This is a genomic window from Granulicella sp. dw_53 (genome assembly GCF_018449545.1).
Taxonomy (GTDB): domain Bacteria; phylum Acidobacteriota; class Terriglobia; order Terriglobales; family Acidobacteriaceae; genus Edaphobacter.
On sequence record NZ_JAAVUR010000008.1, the window covers coordinates 155,290 to 176,467 of the forward strand.

General features: G+C 59.4%; 17 protein-coding genes. 8 read left to right on the forward strand and 9 right to left on the reverse strand.

The annotated features are described in order from the left end of the window. Positions 1-110: 110 nt before the first annotated feature. Positions 111-881 (reverse strand): glucose-1-phosphate cytidylyltransferase, encoded by a 771-nt coding sequence (gene rfbF / locus HB393_RS14240; RefSeq protein ID WP_213805849.1) that lies wholly within the window; start codon positions 879-881, stop codon positions 111-113. A gap of 113 nt (positions 882-994) precedes the next feature. On the opposite strand from rfbF, the gene rfbH reads away from it, so the two are divergent. Continuing rightward, the gene (gene rfbH, locus HB393_RS14245) at positions 995-2,332 is read left to right on the forward strand and encodes a lipopolysaccharide biosynthesis protein RfbH (RefSeq protein ID WP_213805850.1); all 1,338 of its coding nucleotides are present in this window, start codon (positions 995-997) and stop codon (positions 2,330-2,332) included. 703 nt (positions 2,333-3,035) lie between these two features. Here the strand turns inward: rfbH and HB393_RS14250 are convergent. The 8 genes from HB393_RS14250 to HB393_RS14285 all read right to left on the reverse strand — a co-directional run bounded on the left by HB393_RS14250 (position 3,036) and on the right by HB393_RS14285 (position 11,746). After that, complete coding sequence (locus tag HB393_RS14250; RefSeq protein ID WP_213805851.1) at positions 3,036-3,995, reverse strand: glycosyltransferase family 2 protein; 960 nt, start codon at positions 3,993-3,995, stop codon at positions 3,036-3,038. 131 nt (positions 3,996-4,126) lie between these two features. Continuing rightward, positions 4,127-4,726 (reverse strand): HAD family phosphatase, encoded by a 600-nt coding sequence (locus HB393_RS14255; protein WP_213805852.1) that lies wholly within the window; start codon positions 4,724-4,726, stop codon positions 4,127-4,129. A 1,092-nt stretch (positions 4,727-5,818) separates the two neighbouring features. Next, positions 5,819-6,325 carry a GtrA family protein gene (locus HB393_RS14260; protein WP_213805853.1) on the reverse strand — a complete coding sequence of 169 codons (507 nt, stop codon included), beginning with the start codon at positions 6,323-6,325 and terminating at the stop codon, positions 5,819-5,821. Positions 6,326-6,330: 5 nt separating this feature from the next. Then, complete coding sequence (locus HB393_RS14265) at positions 6,331-7,377, reverse strand: NAD-dependent epimerase/dehydratase family protein (protein WP_213805854.1); 1,047 nt, start codon at positions 7,375-7,377, stop codon at positions 6,331-6,333. A gap of 2 nt (positions 7,378-7,379) precedes the next feature. Next, a complete protein-coding gene (locus tag HB393_RS14270) occupies positions 7,380-9,161 on the reverse strand; it encodes a thiamine pyrophosphate-binding protein (RefSeq protein WP_213805855.1) in 1,782 nt (593 codons plus the stop codon). Continuing rightward, entirely contained in the window at positions 9,158-10,243 is a 1,086-nt protein-coding gene (locus HB393_RS14275; protein ID WP_213805856.1) for a 3-dehydroquinate synthase, read from the reverse strand. Before HB393_RS14275 ends, HB393_RS14270 begins: the two co-directional genes overlap by 4 nt. Next, the gene (locus HB393_RS14280; RefSeq protein ID WP_213805857.1) at positions 10,227-10,940 is read right to left on the reverse strand and encodes an SDR family oxidoreductase; all 714 of its coding nucleotides are present in this window, start codon (positions 10,938-10,940) and stop codon (positions 10,227-10,229) included. Before HB393_RS14280 ends, HB393_RS14275 begins: the two co-directional genes overlap by 17 nt. After that, the gene (locus HB393_RS14285; protein ID WP_213805858.1) at positions 10,937-11,746 is read right to left on the reverse strand and encodes an aldolase/citrate lyase family protein; all 810 of its coding nucleotides are present in this window, start codon (positions 11,744-11,746) and stop codon (positions 10,937-10,939) included. Before HB393_RS14285 ends, HB393_RS14280 begins: the two co-directional genes overlap by 4 nt. 180 nt (positions 11,747-11,926) lie before the next feature. Between HB393_RS14285 and HB393_RS14290 the strand changes: the two genes are divergently transcribed. The 7 genes from HB393_RS14290 (at position 11,927) to HB393_RS14320 (ending at position 21,147) form a co-directional block, all read left to right on the forward strand. Then, positions 11,927-12,877 carry an alpha/beta hydrolase gene (locus HB393_RS14290; protein WP_255551113.1) on the forward strand — a complete coding sequence of 317 codons (951 nt, stop codon included), beginning with the start codon at positions 11,927-11,929 and terminating at the stop codon, positions 12,875-12,877. Between the two features lie 250 nt (positions 12,878-13,127). Then, positions 13,128-14,606 (forward strand): ammonium transporter, encoded by a 1,479-nt coding sequence (locus HB393_RS14295; RefSeq protein WP_255551114.1) that lies wholly within the window; start codon positions 13,128-13,130, stop codon positions 14,604-14,606. Between the two features lie 79 nt (positions 14,607-14,685). Then, positions 14,686-15,024 (forward strand): P-II family nitrogen regulator, encoded by a 339-nt coding sequence (locus tag HB393_RS14300; RefSeq protein WP_213805859.1) that lies wholly within the window; start codon positions 14,686-14,688, stop codon positions 15,022-15,024. 93 nt (positions 15,025-15,117) lie between these two features. Then, a complete protein-coding gene (gene glnD, locus HB393_RS14305; RefSeq protein WP_213805860.1) occupies positions 15,118-17,811 on the forward strand; it encodes a [protein-PII] uridylyltransferase in 2,694 nt (897 codons plus the stop codon). Further along, the gene (locus HB393_RS14310) at positions 17,801-18,535 is read left to right on the forward strand and encodes a hypothetical protein (RefSeq protein ID WP_213805861.1); all 735 of its coding nucleotides are present in this window, start codon (positions 17,801-17,803) and stop codon (positions 18,533-18,535) included. The genes glnD and HB393_RS14310 overlap by 11 nt, the downstream gene beginning before the upstream one ends. Before the next feature lie 110 nt (positions 18,536-18,645). Continuing rightward, positions 18,646-19,263, forward strand: a complete 618-nt coding sequence (locus tag HB393_RS14315) for an NADH-quinone oxidoreductase subunit B (protein WP_213805862.1) — start codon at positions 18,646-18,648, stop codon at positions 19,261-19,263. A 330-nt stretch (positions 19,264-19,593) separates the two neighbouring features. After that, the gene (locus HB393_RS14320) at positions 19,594-21,147 is read left to right on the forward strand and encodes an OmpA family protein (RefSeq protein ID WP_345945204.1); all 1,554 of its coding nucleotides are present in this window, start codon (positions 19,594-19,596) and stop codon (positions 21,145-21,147) included. Positions 21,148-21,178 lie beyond the last annotated feature (31 nt).

Consider the following 21,178-nt stretch of genomic DNA (forward strand, 5'->3'; position numbering starts at 1 on the left):
AGAAGAGAGTCCGGGGCTAAAGCCCTCTTATTCTCGATGGCTATTCGTGGGGCTGAAGCCCCACGCTTAATCCCGAAGAGCGAGTCCTAACAAATCTTGAACGGGTCGCTCTACCAGGTCTTCCATGGGGCCTTTCCTTTGCTCCAGAGGTCTTCGAGTTGCTGCTTGTCGCGGAGGGTGTCCATGGCTTGCCAGAAGCCGTGGTGGAAGAAGGCGTGGACTTGGCCCTGGGCTACGAGGGTCTCGATCGGCTCTCGCTCGAACATCTGGGCGTCGTCGGTGATGGCTTCGATGACTTTGGGGGAGAGGACGAAGAAGCCGCCGTTGATCCAGCCGCCTTCGTCCGGCGGTTTTTCCTGGAAGGAGTAGATCTGGGTGTCCTTGAGGCCGAGGGCTCCGAAGCGGGCGACGGGCTGGACGCTGGTGAGGGTGACGAGCTTGCCGTGGGCGCGGTGGAAGGCGATGGAGGCGGTGATGTCGACGTCGGCGAGGCCGTCTCCGTAGGTCATGCAGAAGGGCTCGCCGGAGTCGAGGTATTTGGCGACTCGGCGGAGGCGGCCACCGGTGCCGGTGAATTCACCGGTATCTACGACGGTGACGCGCCAGGGTTCGGCGACGGACTGGTGGACGGTCATCTTGTTGTCGTGCATGTCGAAGGTGACGTCGGAGGTGTGGAGGAAGTAGTTGGCGAAGAACTCCTTGATCATGTAGCCCTTGTAGCCGCAGCAGATGAGGAAGTCGTTGATGCCGTGCTGGGCGTAGAGCTTGAGGATGTGCCAGAGGATAGGACGTCCGCCGATCTCCACCATGGGCTTGGGGCGGAGGGAGGTCTCTTCGGCGATGCGGGTGCCGAGGCCGCCGGCGAGGATTACGGCTTTCATTCGGTTGAGGAGTCCTTGTGCATTGTTTCGCTGGGAACATCATAATTGGGCGGGTATATGGATGTAGTAAGGACTGGCGGGTCGTAGGGGCCGGCGCTGTACTCTAAATGGATATGAGTGAGCGAGCGGAGCGGCTGCGGCGGCAGATCCTGGAGTTGACGGCGGAGTACCATGCGGAGGCGTTTCCGGAGCGGGAGTTTGTGCCTGGGGCGTCGGTGGTTCCGGTTTCGGGCAAGGTGATTGGGGCGGACGATATCTGCTCGGTGGTGGAGTCGGCGCTGGATGGGTGGTTTACGACGGGGCGTTTTGCGAAGGACTTTGAGAGGAAGCTGGCGCGGTTCTTTGGAGTGCGGTCGGCTTCGCTGGTGAACTCGGGGTCTAGTGCGAATCTGGTGGCTTTGAGCGCGTTGACCTCGCCGAATCTGGGGGAGCGGGCGTTGCGGCCGGGTGACGAGGTGATCACCGTTGCGGCGGGGTTTCCGACTACGGTGAATCCGATTCTGCAGAACAGGCTGGTTCCGGTGTTTCTGGATGTGACGCTGCCGACTTATGAGATGGATGTGAGCCGTTTGGAGGAGGCTTACAGCGCGAAGACCAAGGCGGTGATGGTGGCTCATACGCTGGGGAATGTGTTCGACCTGGGAGCGGTGACGGAGTTCTGCAAGAGGCACAATCTTTGGCTGGTGGAAGATTGCTGCGATGCCTTGGGTTCGACTTACAAGGGCCAGAAGGTGGGGACGTTTGGGGATATCGCGACTGTAAGTTTTTATCCGGCGCACCCCATTACGACGGGTGAGGGTGGGGCGGTATTGACCAATACGCCGGCGTTGCAGGTGTTGATCGATAGCTTCCGCGACTGGGGCCGGGACTGCTGGTGTGAGCCGGGAGTCGATAACACTTGTGGGAAGCGGTTTGAGTGGCAGTTGGGGACGCTGCCTTGCGGGTATGACCACAAGTACACGTACTCGCATATTGGCTACAACCTGAAGGCGACGGATATGCAGGCGGCTTTGGGGGTGTCGCAGATTGCGAAGCTGCCGGAGTTTATTGCGCGGCGGAAGGAGAATTTCGCTTATTTGATGGAGGGGCTGGCGGGGTTATCGGATGTGCTGATGTTGCCGGTGGCTGGAGCGGACTCCGATCCTAGCTGGTTTGGGTTTCCGATTGGGGTGAAGGCGGATGCCGGGTTTACGCGGGATCAGATGACTCGGGCTCTGGAGGCGCAGAAGATTGGCACTCGGCTGGTGTTTGCGGGGAATCTTTTGCGGCAGCCGGCTTATGAGGGGATTGAGTGCCGGGTGATCGGGAATATGGTGAACACCGACTTTGTGATGAACCATGTCTTCTGGATTGGGGTCTATCCGGGGCTCACGAGGGAGATGCTGGACTTTATTGTGAGGACGATCGTGGAGTTTGTCCGTGCGGTCCTGGGTGGGTTGGTGGTGATTTAGGGTGCCCCTTCCCCCCCATTGCCTGCGCGTAAGGGTAGTGGTTGCAATGAGATGCGGGGGCTAGGCTCTGCTAAGTACGTGCAGGGAAAGGGCTTGCGTCCAAATATGTCCAGCAGCTGGAGTTAGGTTGTTAAAGAGCTAAACCCCGGCTGGCCGGGGCTTTTCTTACTATTTCTAGTTTATCAAGTGGGTGGTAACTAACATGCCACTTTTGTTTATTTTTTATCTTGTTTCTTTTGTTTGGGTTGTGGGGTTTGGGGTGTTTTTTGGGGCTTGACAGGTTGAGTCGTCGATTTCCGGGGCTGAAGCCCCTCTTGCTGAAGCCCCTCTTCTTGATGGGACTTTTTCGTAGCGCTAAAGCCCTACGCTAATCCTTAACGGCAACAGCAAAGACAAGAACGGAGTCTGCTAACAATAGCAACTATAGAGGTTACGAAATACAGGGGTCCTTCACTGCGTTCAGGATGACGGCGTAAAACAGGCAACTGCAAGTACAACTGCAAAAGCAAAAGCAAGTGCACCCGCAGGTCCTTCGACTGCGTAACTCGCAAAATGCGCGAGTTACTACGCTCAGGATGACAATTTTTTTTTGTAGGCTGATGACAAATTGTGTGGGCTGGCGACAAATTTGAGTGGGCTTAGGCGTTAGCGGCTCAGGCGTTACGTGAGCGTTTGGGATTCAGGCGTTACGCGAGCTTGGGGGTTATTCGGGTTTGGGTGGGGGGGGTGGGGTTTCGAAGTTGATGCGTTCGAACTCTACGGCGTAGGGGCGGTTTTGGACCTGGGTGTAGATGGCTCCGATGTACTCGCCCATGACGCCGAGGAAGAGGAGTTGGAGCGAGGCGGTGAAGAAGACACCGATGAGCATGGGGGCGAGGCCGAAGCTGAAGGTATTCCAGAAGGCGAGTTTGAGGAAGAGGTAGATGCAGGCGATGAGGAAGGAGAGGATCGCTCCGCCGAATCCGGCGAAGGTGGCGAGGCGGAGGGGGACGCGGGAGTGGTTGATGATGCCGAGCATTCCCATGTCGTAGAGGGTGTACCAGTTGTTTTTGGTGATGCCGCGCTTGCGGGCGGGCTGGTCGTAGGGGATTTTTTTGTTGGGCAGGCCGATTTCGGCGATCATGCCGCGGAAGTAGGGGTAGGGGTCGCCGAAGGAGCGGACGAGGTCCATGACCTTGCGGTCGTAGAGGCCGAAGCCGGTGAAGTTCTGGAAGGTTTCGATGTTGGCGAGGCGCTCGGCGAGTTTGTAGTACTGGCGGCGAAGGAAGAAGAAGAGGGAGTTCTCTTCGCTGGAGCGCTTGATGCCGAGGACCATGGAGAAGCCGGCCTCCCACTCTTCGAGGAAGATGGGGATGAGGGCGGGTGGGTCCTGGAAGTCGGCGACGAGGGAGATGATGGCGTCGCCGCGAGCCTGGAGGAGGCCGTGCATGGGGGAGCGGATGTGGCCGAAGTTGCGGGCGTTGACGATGATCTTGACGTTGGGGTCGGAGGCGGCGAGGCGCTTGAGGATGGAGACGGTGGCGTCGGTGGAGGCGTTATCGATGAAGAGGTGCTCGTAGCGGTAACGGGCGAGGGAGGCCATGATGGTGCGGACCTGGAGGTAGAGCTCCTCGACGTTGTCCTGCTCGTTGAAGCAGGCGGTTACGATGCTTACGGATTTCATGCTGTCGAAAGATTAGAGCATTTCGGGTGAGTGTAGTGTCCAGGATGGGAAGGCTTAACGCCGATTTACGCCGATTGCACCGATTTTATGGTGCAACCGCGGTCTGGGGTTGGAGGCTGGGAGTGTGTGGATCAGACTTTGGGTCTTTCCCAGGGTTGTAGGATTTTGACGGAGGCCATGCCGGCGGCGGTGGCGGATTGGATGCCCATGTCTGTGTCTTCGAAGACGAGGCAGTCTTGGGGGGCGACGCCGAGGCGTTCGGCGGCGATGAGGAAGGGTTCGGGGTCGGGTTTGCCGCGGGTGTAGTCGCCGGCGCAGACGAGGGTGTCGAAGCGGTCGAGGATGTGGAGCGCTTCGAGCGAGGCGACGACGGAGTCGCGGGTGCTGCCGGAGACGACGGCAAAGGGGATCTGTCCGTGCGAGATGTGGATGTGTTCGAGGACTTCGGGGACGGCCTGGAGCTGGGGAAGAATGTTGAAGTAGAACTGTTCCTTGCGCCGCGCGATCTCTTCGACGGGCATGCTGAGGCCCTGTTCCTGGTTGAGGGTGGCGATGATGTCGACGACGGGCATACCGCCCCAGCGGTAGAAGACCTCTTCGGGTAGGGTGCAGTTCCAATCGCTGAGGATCTCTTTCCAGGCGGTGTAGTGGAGGGGCATGGAGTCTGCGATGGTTCCGTCGCAGTCGAACAGGTAGGCTTTGAAGGGGCCGGGAGGCAAGGTGAGCTTCATGGTGGTTCGTGTTTCTCCTAGGTCAGCCACTGAAGCAGGTGGTGACTGCTTGCTGCTGTCTAAAGGTTAAAGCATTTTGGGGATCGGTGTTGCGTGTGGACGGTTCAACGGGCGGCTGCGGAGCTTACGGCTTTTAAGGCGTAACGGTGATCCTGGGGATAAAGGCTGATAAGAGCTGGTGGGTGTGGCTGCGGGATATTCGGTGTGGAGAGTTCATGCTGCGTTGGGTTTATGGTGGTTCGAATTTGTTAGTGGTCTGTTCTCGTGACTCTAGCTTTGTAAAAGATCTACGTTGAAGATTTAATCTTTGGAACTTTGTGCTTGCTGCTGAGTAGAGCTGACTTATTATTTCTATTTCTACTGACTAATTCGCAATTTTTCTTATGGGATTTTCTTTAATTGTAGCTAGCTCTTGTTTCTCTTATGTTTCGACGTGGGTTACGTAGACGGGGAATGAAGGTTTATAACCACCGCCTATGAGTTCTTCAAGCTGCTTGCGGCGTAGGATTTCTATCGGTAGAGATTCCCAGGCGGCACATCCCCAGTTGGGATCAAACATGAGGGTTCCCCCATCCACTCCAAGCAATAGCACCGCATGGTCCGGAGACCAGCCTGAGGGTGTTACATAACTGGCTAGCGAGTATGGCGTACAGTACCCGGCCGAGAGGCTAATGTTGCACGATACGATGTAGAACCTCTGTTGCGAGAGGGGATAGGAGACGTAATTTCTTCCCGTCTGACGGCGGTTGACCTGGGCGGTTAATCCTTTGAGTAGAAACGTTCTCGAATGAATCCTGTTTCGTAGGATTTCGAATGCCTTCTCCAATGTCCTGGCGTTGGTAGCATGTCCGTCGAGCTCCAGGATTCGCCTGCACATTCCGTAACAAACGCCTACGTCAATGTGCTTACTCTGGTCGTAATCGATTTTGAATTTTGGCCTAAGCGACCATCTCATAGAACTGACCTGCCTATAGATCTAACTTCCTAATTGAGAGGTAAGAAACTATCAGCCTTACTTTTATTCCCGTTTTTTTGCGCGTTCGTTCGATAGGAGCAAACGGATTGCCGTCGTAGGAATGCTTCGTTGGAATTTCAGATGCGGAAGGAGAATTTCTTGTGACCGAAGTAGCTTAGGGTGGCGGTGAAGATGGTGATGAAGGCTCCGGCGAGGTAGGGGGCGGGGCGGTGGGTGAGGGCGAAGCGCAGGAAGAGGTGGGTGAGGATGGGTAGCGCGATGAGTTCGGGGAGCATGCCTACACCGTAGACGGCGAAGCAGCGGAGCCACTCGCGGAGGTAGTTGCCGTGGGTGCGGAAGACGAAGTGTTTGTAGCAGAGGAAGGACATGGTGATGCCGATGGGCTTGGCGGAGACGGAGGCGATGACCACGGTGAGGGGGAGGTAGTGTTTGGGTAGGAAGTGTCCGTAGAGGAGGACGAAGCCGGAGTAGAGGGCGTAGGCGAAGAGGGTGTTCCAGACGCCGACGAGGAGGTAGCGGATGACTTCGCCCGGGGGGAGAAGGCGGCGCAGGCTGGCGAAGGGACCGGTGGGGGGCGCGAGGTTCGGTTCTGGCTGGAGGACGGGAGATGGGGCGTTTTGCATTTGGTCTAGGCGCTCGTTCTAAGGGTATGCCAGGCGGCGGTGCGGCGGATGGATTCTTCCAGGGTGGTCAGCGGTTTGAGGCTCAGGGTTTGCTGGGCACGCTGGGTGGAGGGTACGTATTGGGATGGAGGTGTTTCTGCGGTGGGGGTTTTGGCGATGTGGATGGGTAGCGTGGGGTTGAGGGTTGCGGCGATGGTTTGGGCGAGGGTAGCGATGCTGATGGCTTCTTCGGATCCTACGTTGATGGCCTGCATGGAGGGGGCTTGAAAGAGGATGGTCCAGAGCCAGATGGCGAGGTCGGCGGCGTAGAGGTAGGAGCGGAGGGGAGTGCCGTCGCCTGCGATTTGGATGGGGCTGTTGTTGAGGGCGTCGCGGAGGAGGTTGCCGATGGCGAAGTGGGTGTCCAGGGGGAGGTGGGGGCCGATGAAGGCGAAGCAGCGGGCGATCTTGATCTGGAGGGAGGACTGGCGGGCGTGGAGGGCGCACATCTGCTCGGAGAGGCGTTTGCCCTCGGCGTAGACGCTGGCGGGGTCGAGGGGATCGGGGCCTCCGAGGAAGTCCTCAGGGATGTGGCTGAGGGTGGCGGGTTGCTTTCCGTAGACTGCGCCGGAGCTGGTGAGGAGGAGCTTGCGGGTGTTGTGGGTGGCGGCGAAGTCGAGGATGCGGGCGGTGCCGTCGAGGATGGTGGAGAGCATCTCGAGGGGCGCTTCGGCGACTTGTCTGGCGCTGGCTTCGGTGGCGGCGTGGATGATGTAGGCGAAGTCGCCTTGAGGGTGGTTGAAGGTGCGGACGTCGCCGGGGAGCAGGGTGAGGGCGTGATAGGAGGCGAGGTGGGGGCACTTGCGAGTGAAGGCGGCGGGGTCGCGGGTGAGGACGGTGAGGTGGGCGTCGAGCGCGAAGGTGCGGTTGATGTGGAGGAAGGACTCGGTGAGCCAGACGCCGAAGAAGCCGGTGCCGCCGGTGAGGAAGAGGCGCTGGCCGCGCATCTCGTTCCAGAGGGGAGCGGTGTGGGTGGCGATGAGGGCGAGATCGTCGGCGGGAAGTGGGGGCATGGTTAGTCGGGGAGGTAGCGGAAGACCTTGGCGGCGGTGGCTTCGTCGAGGTCGGGGGACATGCGGTGGAGGGGGTTCGACTCCATGGAGCCGGAGGCGGTGACGCGGGAACTGATCTTGGGGAAGTAGGTCTGGTTGGGGTCGATGTGGACGAGGAAGGCCTGGGGACCGGGGGCGTTGAATGCGGCGAGGAAGACGGGGTCCTGCTCGAAGCCGGGGCGGAGGCGTTGGACGGGGATGGAGTAGGCCGAGAAGAGGAGTTCCCAGTTGGGGATGCCGAGGCCGGTACTGGTGTCGCAGCCGATGTAGCGTCCGCCGAAGTAGTTCTTCTGGGTCATGCGGATGGAGGCGTAGCCGTTGTCGTCGAAGAGGAAGATCTTGAGGTTGAGCTGGTTGGCCTGGACGGTGCCTAGCTCTTGCAGGTTCTGGGTGAAGCCGCCGTCGCCTTCGACGAGGATGGTGCGGCGTGATGGGGCGGCGAAGGCGGCTCCGATGGCTCCGGAGAGGCCGTAGCCCATGGCGGCGAGGCCCTTGTTGGTGACGATGCGCTGGCCGGTCTTCTGGGCGAAGGTCTGCATCATGACGGTGAAGGCGCTGCCGCTGGAGCAGGGCATGACGATGTCGTCGGGCTGGGCGAGGGTGGAGAGTTTTTCGGTGAAGAGGTAGGGGTTGAGGTAGCCTTCGCCGGTCTGGTTTACAGGTTCGACGAGCGGCAGGGTGGACTTTACTGCGTGGCAGAAGGTGAGCCATTCGGTGTGGTCGCCGAGTTGTCTGGTGGTGAGGTCGCTGAGGATGGGGTTGGCGTCGGCTCGGATTGGTAGGGCGATGTTCGGGTGGCCTTTGGCTAGCTCGTTCGCGTCGCAGTCGACCTGGATGATTTCGCCAGAGGGGATGAACTGTTGCCAGTTGAAGCCACTCTGCTGGAGGGAGAGGCGGGTGCCGAGGGCGAGGAGGAGGTCGGCTTGCTGGAGGAGGATGTTGGAGTAGCGCATGCCCCAGGTGTTGGGGCGACCGAAGTAGAGGGGGTGGTCGGCTCCGAGGCGGTCGGCGGCGTTCCAGGTGAGCATGATGGGGATGCCGAGGGGGGTGAGTCGATCGTAGAGGCGGTGGGTGGTGGCGCGGTCCATGCCTGCTCCAAGGAGGATGACGGGACGTCGGGAGGTTTGCAGGCGTGCGGCGATTTCTTCTACTGCGTTTTTAGGTGTGGCGGGGAAGAGGGGTTGGAAGGGTGGGATGGGGCTGTTGAGGGTTTCGGGGTCTACTTGCGTGCCCTGGATGTCGAGGGGGATTTCGAGGAAGATGGGGCCTTTGCGTCCGGTCTGGCCGGAGTAGGTGAGGGCGGCGAAGGTGGCGCGGTCGAGGATGGTCGCGATGAGTTGGGAGCGCTCGGTGATGGAGCTGGTGATGGCGATGCCGTCGATCTCCTGGATGCCGCGCTGGCGGACGAGGGAGCGGGAGAGATCGGAGGTTTTGACCTGGCCGCCGATGACGAGGAGCTCGCGGGATTCGAGCCAGGCTCCGGCGAGGGCGGTGACGATGTTGGTGAGGCCGGGGCCGGCGGTGACAAGAGCGAAGGCTTTGGGGGGGCCTTCGGGGCTGAGGTGGACCTCGTTGAAGTACTCGGCGGCGATGCCCGCGGCGACCTCGTGGACGACGGGGATGCAGGTGAGGCGGTGGCTGCAGGATTCGAGCAGGTGCATGATGTTGCCGCCGGCGACGAAGAAGCAGTGGCTGTAGCCGAGGGTGACGAGCCAGTCGGCGAGTAGGTCGGAGTATTTGGTCATTCGGTATGAGTGTCTATGGTAGCCGCTATGGCTTGGCGGAGGTCGGCTTCGAGTTGCGGGGTGCGGTTGATGCGTTCGAGAGAGACGTCTCCCGAGGCGTTGAGGAGGATGAGGGTGTATTGGGTGGTGGAGTGTTTTTTGTCGGAGGCGAGGCGCTGGAGGACTTCGTCTAGGTCGAGGTCGAGGTCGCGGAGGTGGGTGGGGAGGTTGGGCAGGGTTTGGATGAGGGTGGTGAGGTGGCTTTCGAGTTGTTGGACTTTGGGTATCGAGGCTAGATTGATGCCGCGATTGCGTTGGAACGCCGAGGCGCAGAGGATGCCGAGGCCGACGGCGATTCCGTGGGGGATGGCGTAGTGGGAGGCGCCTTCGAGGGCGTGGCCGAAGGTGTGGCCGAAGTTGAGGAGGAGGCGCTCGTTGCGGTCGAACTCGTCGATCTCGATGAAGTGTTTTTTAGCGAGGAGGCTGCTGAGGGTGACCTGTTCGAGGGCGGAGGTCGGCATGTTGGGCGATGGGTTGGAGGCGAGGTAGGAGGAGAAGGATTCGGGACCGCGGCAGAAGCAGATCTTGGCGGCTTCGATGAGGCCGCTGGCGAACTGCTCGGGTGGGAGGGTTCGGGCGAGGGTGGGGTCGATGAGGATGGTCTGCGGAGGGTGGAAGGTGCCGACGAGGTTCTTGTAGGGGCCTACGTTGATGCTGGACTTGCCGCCGATGCAGGAGTCGACCATGGCGAGGACGGTGGTGGGGATGTAGGTCCAGGAGAGGCCGCGCATGTAGATGGAGGCGATGAAGGCGGAGATGTCCTGGATGACGCCGCCGCCGAGGGCTACGAGTTGGGAGTTGCGGTTTGCACCGGCTATGCGGAGGGCTTCGATGAGGGCGGGGGAGCGGTCGAGGGACTTGGCTTGTTCGGTGGCTTCGAGGAGGATCGGTGGGTGGGCGAGGTTGGGGAGGTTGAGGCGAAAGAACTCGTCGGCGATGAGGTGGGGGGATTCGAGAGAAGCGAGGGTGGAGGCGAAGGAGTCGGCGGCGATGGTGACCTGGTAGGAGCCAGTGGAGGAGGCGACGCTAAACGATGCGGACATGGCTGTATCCGAGGTCGGCGGCGATGAACTGGCCGGTGATGCCGGTGTTCTCCGGGGAGCAGAGGTAACAGACGAGGGAGGCTACATCGGTGAGGGCGGGAAGCCGTCCGAAGGAGGTTGCGGAGCTCATTCGCTCGAGCTGTGCGGGGGTGAGGTTCTTGCGGGCCATGGGGGTATCGAGAGCGCCGGGGAGGACTGCGTTGATGAGATGGCCTTCGGCTCCGAGGTCCGCGGTGGCGGAGAGGACGAGGCCCTGGAGGGCGGCTTTGCTCATGGAGTAGGAGAGCTTGGACTGTCGGGCGACGTTTTGCCAGACGGAGCTGATGACGCAGAGGCGAGAGGCCGGGGCGAGGAGTTTGTGCTTGAGGAGAGCCTGAAGGGTGACGAGGATGTAGAGGCAGTTGGCGCGGTAGATTTCGAGGTGCGTATCGAAATCAACGTTGTAGATGCTGTCGTTGGTGTTGGCTCCTTGAGCCCAGCAGACGCTGGTGTAGGGAGCGCCGGTATCGAGTTGAGCGGGATCGAAGTTGGCAGCCAAGGGATCGAGTAGGAGGTTGGTGATGCCGGCGGAGGTGCTGGAGTGGGGCGTTCGAGAGACGGCGGTGACGTGCCATTGGCGTGCGATGGCTGCTTCCACGACCGACTGGCCGATGGCGCCGGTTGCTCCGAAGATGAGGATGCGTTCGGTAGGGGTCATTTGGTTTCTTCTTTGTTCAGGACTGCCCAGCGGGATTCGAGCATGTCGATGCGCTTGGTGTCTTCCTGTTGGATTGCGCCGTAGTAGTCGCGCTTGTTGAGGAGCCAGAGGAGCTCGAAGTGGACGGCGTTTAGGAGGCCTTCGGCGATGTTGTCTTTGCGGGCGGCCTGAGCGTCGAAGACCACCTTGCGAGTCTCGAAGCGGGTGAGGTGGATGTCGAGCATCTGGCGGAGGACGGGGATGGAGTCGGAGGAGACGCCGCCGCCTACTACGAGATCGAGGTTGTGCGCTTTGCAGGTGGCTGCGGTCTTGAGGACGTAGTCAGTCACCTCTTTTCCGTTGATGGCGTCGCGGCCCAGACCGGCGGAGAGGGAGAAGTCGACCCGGCCAAAGACGATGCCGGAGAGCTCGGGGGCCTTCCCGGTTTCGATGGCCAGAGCTTCAAGTTGCTGGAAGGCGGTGATGGTCTCGAGGTTGAAGAGGAAGTCGGTCTCTTCCTGCTCTTCCTTGGTGTAGACCTTGGCGACGCCCTCTGCGAACTTGGAGAGGGCGTAGGTGCTCTCGATCATGGGAGCGATGATGTAGTCGACGCCGATCTGCTTGCTTTCGATGAGGTCTCGCATGGCCTCGCAGCCGCCGATCTTGAGAGCGAGTTTGAGGTCGGCCTTTCTGCAGATCTCGACTAGGCGGAGGAGCTCGTCGACGCGGGTGCCTTCCGCTTCGAATTCGGCTTTTACGGCGAGATAGCCGAACTCTTTTTTCCCCAGCTTGAGAAGCTCCAACATCTTGCGTTCACGATTATTCATTCAACTCACTATTTTGAATTTAGGGCCGTTGATTCGCGTTCAAGCTGTTTGTTGCAACAGTATAGATGTTGTGTCTGTAGGCAGAGCGGATGCGATGGGTTACTATTCGCTGGTGTTCTGCCGAATCTGAAGTGTTGGACGGTTTTGCTGTTCGTTGGTTTGCAAGCAAGAAGGGACGAGATGGTTACAAGACGAACGACGTGGTTTGGAGTGACGGTATTGCTGGCGGTTGCAGGCGCTATGCAAGGGCAACAACCGACGGTGGCACAACCGACGGTCGCACAACCGACTGTGGTGTTGAAGGGGAAGACGATGCTGCTGTGGCCTGCGGGGGCTCCGGGCGCGTTGGGGGATGCGGAGGAGGATAAGCCGACGCTTACGGTGTATCTGCCAACGGGGCCGAATGTGACGAAGACCGGGGTGGTGGTGGCTCCGGGAGGTGGGTATACGCATCTCTCGATGCTGAAGGAGGGCGAGGATGTTGCGTTGTGGCTGAACTCTCGAGGGGTGGCGGCCTTTGTGCTGAAGTACAGGCTGGGACCGAAGTATCATCACCCGATCGAGCTGGGGGATGCGCAGCGGGCGATTCGGACGGTGCGGGCCAATGCGGCGGATTACGGGGTGGCTGCAGATCATATTGGGATGTGGGGCTTCTCGGCGGGCGGGCATCTGACGGCGTCTGCGGGCACGCACTTCGATCAAGGGAATGCGGCGGCTACGGATGTGATTGAGCAGCAGGGGAGTCGGCCGGATTTTCTGATTCTGGCGTATCCGGTGATCACGCTGATGGATCCGTATGCGCATACGGGATCGCGAAAGTTTCTGCTGGGGGATGTTCCGGATCCTGCATTGGTTCAGTCGTTGTCGGCGGAGACGCAGGTGACGAAGGAGACGCCGCCTACGTTTCTTTTTTCGACCACCGACGACCAGACGGTGCCGGTGCTGAACAGCGTGATGTTTTACGAGGCCCTGGTGAAGGTTGGGGTGCCGGTGGAGATGCATATCTTCCAGCATGGAGGGCATGGAGCGGGCCTGGCGGCGGCGAATCCGCAGCTGCGGGTGTGGCCTTATCTGGCGATCAAGTGGATGCGGGAGCGCGGTTTTGCGGCTGAAGTTCCTGAGACTCCGTAAGACTGGACGACGGCTCATCTGCTGGATGAGCGGATTTGATTTTGTATTAGGGATCGGTTTGTGTACATTGAGTGACAATAGCTCTTAATTCGTTGTGGTTTCCCCCTGGAAGCTGCTGTAGCCCTGCTTCAACCAACAGAGACTTGTGAGAGATTGACCGTCTGGCGGGAGAGTTCGATCCTGTGCCCTCGGACGGCGGCGAGAACTATTCCCAATTGGCCTTAAGAGCCGATTGGAGACCAGCCCTGAAATGAGTGATTCAGCCATGCGGCTTTGTTTTGTAAAGGTGGGCTTTGTGAAGTTGTGCCTAGCGTTGTGCTTGATGATTTTGAGCGGTCTAACGACCTTTGGGCCGATGGCACAGGCGCAGACTCCGGCGGCGCAGGTTGCGCCGTCCTCCGCGAGCCAGGCGGATCGAATTGCGACGTTGGAGAAGCAGGCAACGGATAGTGCGACTGCGATTGCCGCCGCGCAGACCGCCGGAGACAACGCCTGGATGCTGGTTTCGGCCGCGCTGGTGTTGATGATGAGCGGCCCGGGGCTGGCTTTGTTCTATGGCGGGTTGGTACGGAAGAAGAACATCCTGGGCACGATGATGCAGACCTTCGCCATGATGGCGGTGATTACGGTGCTGTGGGCTCTGGTTACGTATTCGCTGGCGTTTGGAGATGGCGGAGCCTTTATCGGCGGGCTGCACAACGCGTTTCTGCATGGTGTGGGGTTGATGCCGGATAAGGACTACGCCGCGACGATTCCGCTGCAGACATTCATGGTCTACCAGTTGATGTTCGCGATTATTACGCCGGCGCTGATTACGGGCGCGTTTGCAGAGCGGATGAAGTTCTCGGCGATGCTGGTGTTCATGATCCTTTGGGCGATCTTTATCTACAGCCCGATGGCGCACATGGTTTGGGGTAAGCATGGCCTTCTGAATGCAGCGTTAGGGGGCAAGTTTCCGTGCCTGGACTTTGCGGGCGGGACGGTGGTGCATGTGACCTCGGGCGTTTCGGCTCTGGTGACAGCGATCTATCTGGGCAAGCGGCTGGGATATCCGAAGGTGCCGATGCCGCCGCACTCGGTGGTTCTGAGCTTTATTGGAGCCTGTATGTTGTGGGTGGGTTGGTTCGGCTTCAATGCGGGGTCCGCGCTGGGTGCCGGCTCGTTGGCTACCTCGGCGTTTGTGGCGACGCACTTTGGCGCGGCTGCTGCGGTATTGAGCTGGAGCGCGGCGGAGTGGATTCGGCAGGGCAAGCCCTCGGCGCTGGGAGCGATCTCGGGCGCGGTGGCTGGGCTGGTCGCGATTACTCCGGCTGCGGGCTTCGTGACGCCGATGTCGGCGATATGGATCGGGCTGATTGCTGGCGTGTTCTGCTACTTCATGGTCGTGAAGGTGAAGGCGGCGTTTGGATATGATGACTCGCTGGATGCCTTCGGCGTGCATGGCGCAGGCGGAACGCTGGGAGCGCTGCTGACTGGCGTCTTTGCGAATAGCGTGATCAACCCAATCTTCGGGGCGGGCAAGCCGACTGGACTGCTGGAGGGCAATGCACACCAGTTGCTGAATCAGGCGATCGGGGTAGGGATTGCATGGAGCATCTCGATTGTCGGGACTCTGATTCTGCTGTTTGTGATAGACAAGACGATTGGGCTACGAGTAAGCGAGGAAGACGAACGCGAGGGACTGGACCTGTCGCAACACGGCGAAGAAGGGTACGATTGGGCGCACTAATATTCATATTGCGATTCGTATTGCGAGATCGGACCTCCGGAGCAAGTGAGAGTCTAAAGGCAAGGAAGGACTAGAGGACATGCAGAAGATTGAAGCGGTGATTCAGCCATCGAAGCTGGATGCAGTGAAGGACGCGCTGGTGGAGATCGGGGTGGAAGGAATCACCATTCTGGAGGCGCGGGGACATGGCCGGCAGAAGGGACATACGGAGTTTTACAGGGGGCGCGAGTATTCGGTCGACCTGTTGCCGAAGGTCAAGCTGGAGATGGTGGTGACGGACGAGATGGTGGAGAAGGCGATCCAGGCGATCATTACGACGGCACGGACGGGCAAGATCGGCGACGGCAAGATCTTCGTGTCGAAGATTGATGAGGCGATCCGGATCAGGAACGATGAGCGGGGGGAGATCGCGCTCTAAATGTGTCCGCCCCGCCAGTTCGGAGGCGGGAGCTGGAACGGCGGTTCTGGCTGAATGGCTGTTATGCTTTAGTTTCTTTCAGAGGCGAACACCATGCGCGGAGACGATTCGAGCGGATCGAATGAAGTAGTGGCAGAATCCGCGGGCAGCCGAATGCGTGGGGAGTATCAACGACGGATGTTGGAGATCCGCGGCGCGTTCGACGCCGGGGGCAGCGGAGTTGCGGCGATTGCGGCGCGCGCGAAGTTGCTGGATGAGCTTGTACAGCGGCTGTGGGGCGCTGAGGTTGAACAGGACCCGCGGTTGGGGACGGGGATCGCGCTGCTTGCGGTGGGAGGCTATGGGCGGCAGGAGCTCTTTCCTTACTCGGATGTGGACCTGCTGTTTCTGCTTGACGCGAAGGTCGCGGAGAAGGACCTGAAGGATGCGGTCCGGCGGGTGGGGCAGGAGCTTTGGGACTGCGGGGTTCGGGTGTCTCCGGCGACGCGGCGGCTGGCCGAGTGCGAGAAGTTCGATGAGGACAATCCGGAGTTTACGGTCTCTCTGTTGGACCAACGTTTGATCACTGGGGATTCGAGCGTGCAAGCCAAGCTTGCCGAGCAGATTTTGCCGAAGCTGATACATCGGGAGCAGAAGGCGCTTTTGACGCGGCTTGCGCAACTGACTCGGGACCGGCATGCGAAGTATGGTGGAACGCTCTTCCATCTGGAGCCGAACATCAAGGATGTTCCGGGGGGGCTGCGGGACGTTCATGTTTGCGCGTGGGTTGCTGCGATCCAGGGTTCGGCGCCGGAGAGTGGCAAGTCGGGCAAGTCAGGCGTGGATGCGGTTGGGAGTAACGATCGCGAGGAGTTTCGCCAGGCCGTGGAGTTTCTGTTTCAGGTGCGCTGCTTCCTGCATTACAGGCACGAGCGGGATGACAATACTTTGGATTGGCAGGCTCAGGATGCAGCCGCTGCGGCGGCGATCGGACTGCAGGGTACGGGATCTGCGGATGCAGCGTACTGGATGCGCGTCTACTTTCGGCATGCGAGGAGTATCGAACGGCAGATCAAGCAGAGGCTGGAGGAGATCTCCGACCTTCAAGGAAGAAAGGGAAAGGCAGCTTCGATCTTTGGTCTGAAGATGGGGAGACGGGTGGAGGAGTCTCTGGAGGGATTCCGGCTGGAGCGTGGGCGCGTGGTGTTGGACGCGGCGAGTGGGATGGATGGGGACCGTGCCTACGATCCGGCGCTTGATCCGGATGTGGTGCTGAAGATCTTTGCGGCGATGGCCCGGACGGGCTGCACTCTAGGACGAGAGGCGGAGGACCGGTTGTCGCATGCGCTGCCGCTGATCTCCGCACATATCGAAGAGGGACCGGCGTTGTGGCGGCAGTTGCAGGCGATCCTAACGGAGCCGAACGCGGGGGATGCGTTGCGGGCGATGCATGCGCTTGGGGTGTTGGAGTTGTTGATCCCGGAGTTCCACGGGATCGATGCGCTTGTGATTCGGGACGCCTATCACCGGTATACGGTAGACGAGCACACGTTCGTGCTGATCGATACGCTGCATCGGCTGGCTACACCGCAGGACGGCGGCCTGGGAGAGTGGGCAGCACGGTTTGGCATGCTCCTGCAGGAGCTACCTCATCCTGGGCTGTTATACCTTGCCGCTTTGCTGCACGATACGGGTAAGGGCAGAGCTACGGGCGAACATGCTGTAGAGAGTGCCCGCATGGCGCGAAGTGTGTTGGATCGCCTGGAGCTGGATGGGTATGAGAGTGGGTTGGTGCTGGGACTGATCGAGAACCATCTCGATATGTCAGCCGCGTTGCGACGGGATGTGGCGGACGGGGAGGCGGTGGAGGCGTTCGCGGTCAAGGTGCCGACGCCTGAGGCGCTGCGGATGCTGACGTTGTTTACCTATGCGGACATCAATGCGGTTCATCCGGATGCTTTGACTCCATGGAAGGCGGAGAACTTATGGAGGCTGTATATCGCGACCTCTAACTACCTGGACCGGAACGTCGATGACGAGCGTCTGGGAGCGCGTGAGGAGAGCGAGCTGGTCTATCGGGTCACTGCGCTGTTGCCGGGGCGGGCCGCGGAGGTGCGGGCTTATCTCGAAGGGTTTCCGGAGCGCTACGTGAGGACACGAACGCCGGAGCAGGTAAGGGCGAACTTTCTGAGCGCTGGCCGGTTTGCCGAAGATGCGGTGCAGTTAGATTTTCGCTATGCGCCGATCGTGAGCGAGATCACGCTGGTGACGCGGGACAGGGCGTTGTTGTTTGCGAATATGGCCGGAGCGCTGGCTGCATGGGGGATGAATATCGTAACGGCCGACGCGTTTTCTAACCGGCAGGGCGTGGTGGTGGACAGCTTTCGATTTACGGACGGTTTTCAGACACTAGAGCTGAACGAGTCTGAGCATGAGCGGTTCGTGAAGAGCGTGCACGATGTCGTTGCTGGAGAGATTGCAGTCGAGAAGCTGCTGAGTGGGCGAAAAAGAGGCCGGAAGACGACTCCCAAGGTTGTGATCGAGGCCAGGGTGGACTTTGACGATACAGCCTCGTCGCACAGTACGCTGCTGGAGGTTGTGGCACAGGATAATCCGGGCTTACTGCGCGCGCTGAGCCTGACCCTGGCTGGAGGCGGCTTCAATATCGAGGTGGCGTTGGTCGACACGGAGGGAGAGACGGCTATCGACGTCTTTTACCTGACGCGAGATGGAGCGAAGCTGTCGCTAGAGGAGCAGGAGGGATTGCGTGTCGATCTGATGCGGGCGATGGAGGAGAATGCTCGGTAGAACTCTGCGGGCGATAGCGGGTCTGGTGGGAGTCGCTGTGGTGGGAGGTGGTGCGACTCAGGCTATCGCTGCGGAGAGGCCGGTTGGCAAGGGTGTTTGCCGACGAGGGATAGTAGAGGGTGAGGTTCGCGCTGGGGAGAGCCTCTCGCGTCCGATCGGAGGCGGGTTGCAGGTGCGAATGGAGCCGCTGTCTTGGGGATCGGGATGGCTGCTGCAGGTGCTGCCGGAGAGTGGCCCCAGGCTGATACATGACTATGCGGGACTGGCCACGCCGCCCTATGACTCGGTGAATCCGCTGTTATTCAGCACGGACTTCAGCTTTCGGGCACAGGACGCGGTTGCGTGGAATCCGAGGCGGTTCCGGTTTGCGGCGAGTGCAGCGGAGTTTGCGAGGTTGATGGAAGCGTACGAACGGTATGGCAAACATGTGCCTCCGGCGCAGGGAGCGGAGAGTGAATTGGCAGCGATGGTATCGAAAGCGTCAGAGGGAAAGCTGGAGATTCTGGATGCGCATTTGATTCCAGGAACGGCGAATCAGGCCCAGATGGCCGCTATGGTGGCATCGCACTTCAGCTCAACCGCACATCGAGTCGAGGAGCCTACGGAAGGCAAGGGGATGGCGCTGGGGAAGCTAACTTGGGCGCGGTATAGGATTAGCCTGGATTTTCCGCAGGGATTCAGGGTTAATCCTGAGATGAAGATTGAAGAATACAAATGTCCTTAGCAGCCAACTTTGCTCGAGAGTTGTGCATCGGAAGGGAATGGGCTAGGTAAATGTTCCGGACTTCAATGGAAAAGTTACTAGTTTAGTGGAAGAGTTTTATACTGAAATATATGAGCGTACCCGCAAACGAGACTTCGAGTAATGGCCGGCCTACGGCAGTTCCACAAAACAATGATCGTTATTTTTTCGGCGCGCTCGATAGCTTCGGGAAGAATCGCGACAAACTGACAGAGGTGAGCTGGGGTTACGATCAGCCTGAGGGGATCGTTTTAGCGTCGATGGACGCGGCGATCAACTGGGTGCGAAAGAACTCGGTCTGGCCGATGACGTTCGGACTTGCGTGCTGTGCTATCGAGATGATGTCGATGGGCGGTTCGCGGTACGATATCGCCCGGTTTGGAGCTGAGGTATTTCGGCCTTCCCCACGGCAGAGCGACCTAATGATCATTGCGGGACGCGTCTCGCAGAAGATGGCTCCGGTCATTCGCAGGCTTTATGAGCAGATGCCAGAGCCAAAATGGGTCATCTCCATGGGAGCGTGTGCCACCTCGGGCGGGGTTTTCAATAATTACGCGTTATTGCAAGGGGTCAACCAGATTATTCCGGTTGACATCTATGTTCCCGGCTGCCCACCTCGGCCTGAACAATTGCTGTATGCGATCACCCTTCTGCAGGAAAAGATACAAAAAGAGCGAGGAACATTACGCAAGACCCTGAATCTGGATTAGGATGGCAGCGCCAAGAGTTCAGACAGTTGAGTTACTTTTCAGGTTCGCCTGGTGTATCGATAGTGGCGCAATACTGCCAACGGGCTGGTAAAGTCTTGAAAGATGAATTACATACTGCATATAAATGCGAGGTACGCCTGCAACTGCGGTAAGCTTAATAGAATCAAACAGAAATCAAGCCAAGTGTTAAATTTTTAGCGCTGGCAAATAAAAATGTATTAATTACGCGGAGGAAGTCGAATGGTTTATCGCCCGTTACGTAGTATTGGCCGGTTTGTACTGGCTGCATGTGCAGTCAGCCTTGGTTCAGCAAGCCTGAGCGCACAGACTGTGCCCAGCACAACCGCTCCCTTGGGGCCGAACCCTTCCCGCGTGGATGTGTTCACCGGATTTTCCTATTATGGCGCACATGGTCAGGTGAAGCCTGCCGGCATTGCCTACTCTTCGATCGACGTCGGTGCGATCGGCAGTGGCGCTTACTACTTCAGCAAGTATGTCGGTCTTGAGGGCGTATACGCGAACCACCCGGATGGAAAGAACGACGGTATGTCGGTGATCTCCGGTGGCCCGATTTTCCGCGCACCGATGCAGAACTTCACCGTATTTGCTCACGGATTGGTCGGAGGCGCCCGTCTGGGCGGTCCGAACAGTGAAGGGCCGGTGGTCTACCACGAGCCCTACCGCTGGGGCGCTTCGGTTGCCGCAGGTGGTGGCATGGACTACGATCTGCCTTTCCTGAACAACCGTTTTTCGCTTCGTCTGTTTGAAGCGGACTACCGTTACATCCACGCCAACTTCGGTCCGTCTGTTCCTGTTCCGACCGGCGGCGTCCTTGGTGGACGTGCGAACCTGAGCGGCGTCGAACTGAGCACCGGTATCGTGACGCACTTCGGCCACATCATTCCTCCTCCTCCTGTGACCTACTCCTGCGCGGTCTCTCCTGCGACGGCGTATCCGGGTGACCCTCTCACCGTTACCGGTACGGCTCTGAATCTGAACCCCAAGAAGACCGCAACCTATACCTGGTCGACTGATGGCGGAACGATCTCAGGCACCTCCAGCACAGCGAACATCGACACCAAGACCGCCGCGCCGGGAACCTATACGGCTAAGGGTCACGTCTCTGAGGGCACCAAGCCCGGCCAGATGGCGGATTGCACCGCTTCTTACACTGTGAAGGCCTTCGAGCCGCCAACCGTCTCCTGCTCGGCGAATCCGTCGACCGTGAGCCCTGGCGATTCCTCGACGATCACAGCGACTGGTGTTAGCCCGCAGAATCGTCCTCTGACCTACAGCTACAGCGCGTCCGCCGGTTCAGTGGCAGGCAACGCTTCCACTGGTACTCTCTCCACAGTTGGAGCTGCGCCGGGTACGATCACTGTTACTTGCAACGTCGTCGATGACAAGGGCCAGTCGGCTTCTTCCACGACAACTGTAACGGTTATGGCACCCCCGCCGCCGCCAGCACCCACCACTTCAAACCTCTGCTCCATCAACTTCGAGCGCGAGGCTCGTCGCCCGGCGCGAGTAGACAACGAAGCCAAGGCTTGCCTGGATGACATCTCCCTCAACTTGCAGCGCAGCTCGGATGCGAAGCTTGCACTCGTCGGCAACGCTGATGCGAAGGAGAAGACACCTCGGGGCAAACATGCCAAGGTAGCTGACCTTGCTGCAGCTCGTGCAGTCAACGCCAAGGATTACCTGGTAACCGAGAAGGGCATCGATGCATCGCGTGTATCGGTCTACACTGGCTCGACGGATGCAAAGACGGTCACCACGACGTTGATCCCCGCCGGCGCAACGCTCGACACGACAGGTATCACCCCTGTCGACGAGAGCGCAGTGAAGGTTCCCCACAAGGTAGCCCGGAAGCACACCAAGTAAGCTGTAGTCTCCTAATGCAACAAAGCACAGA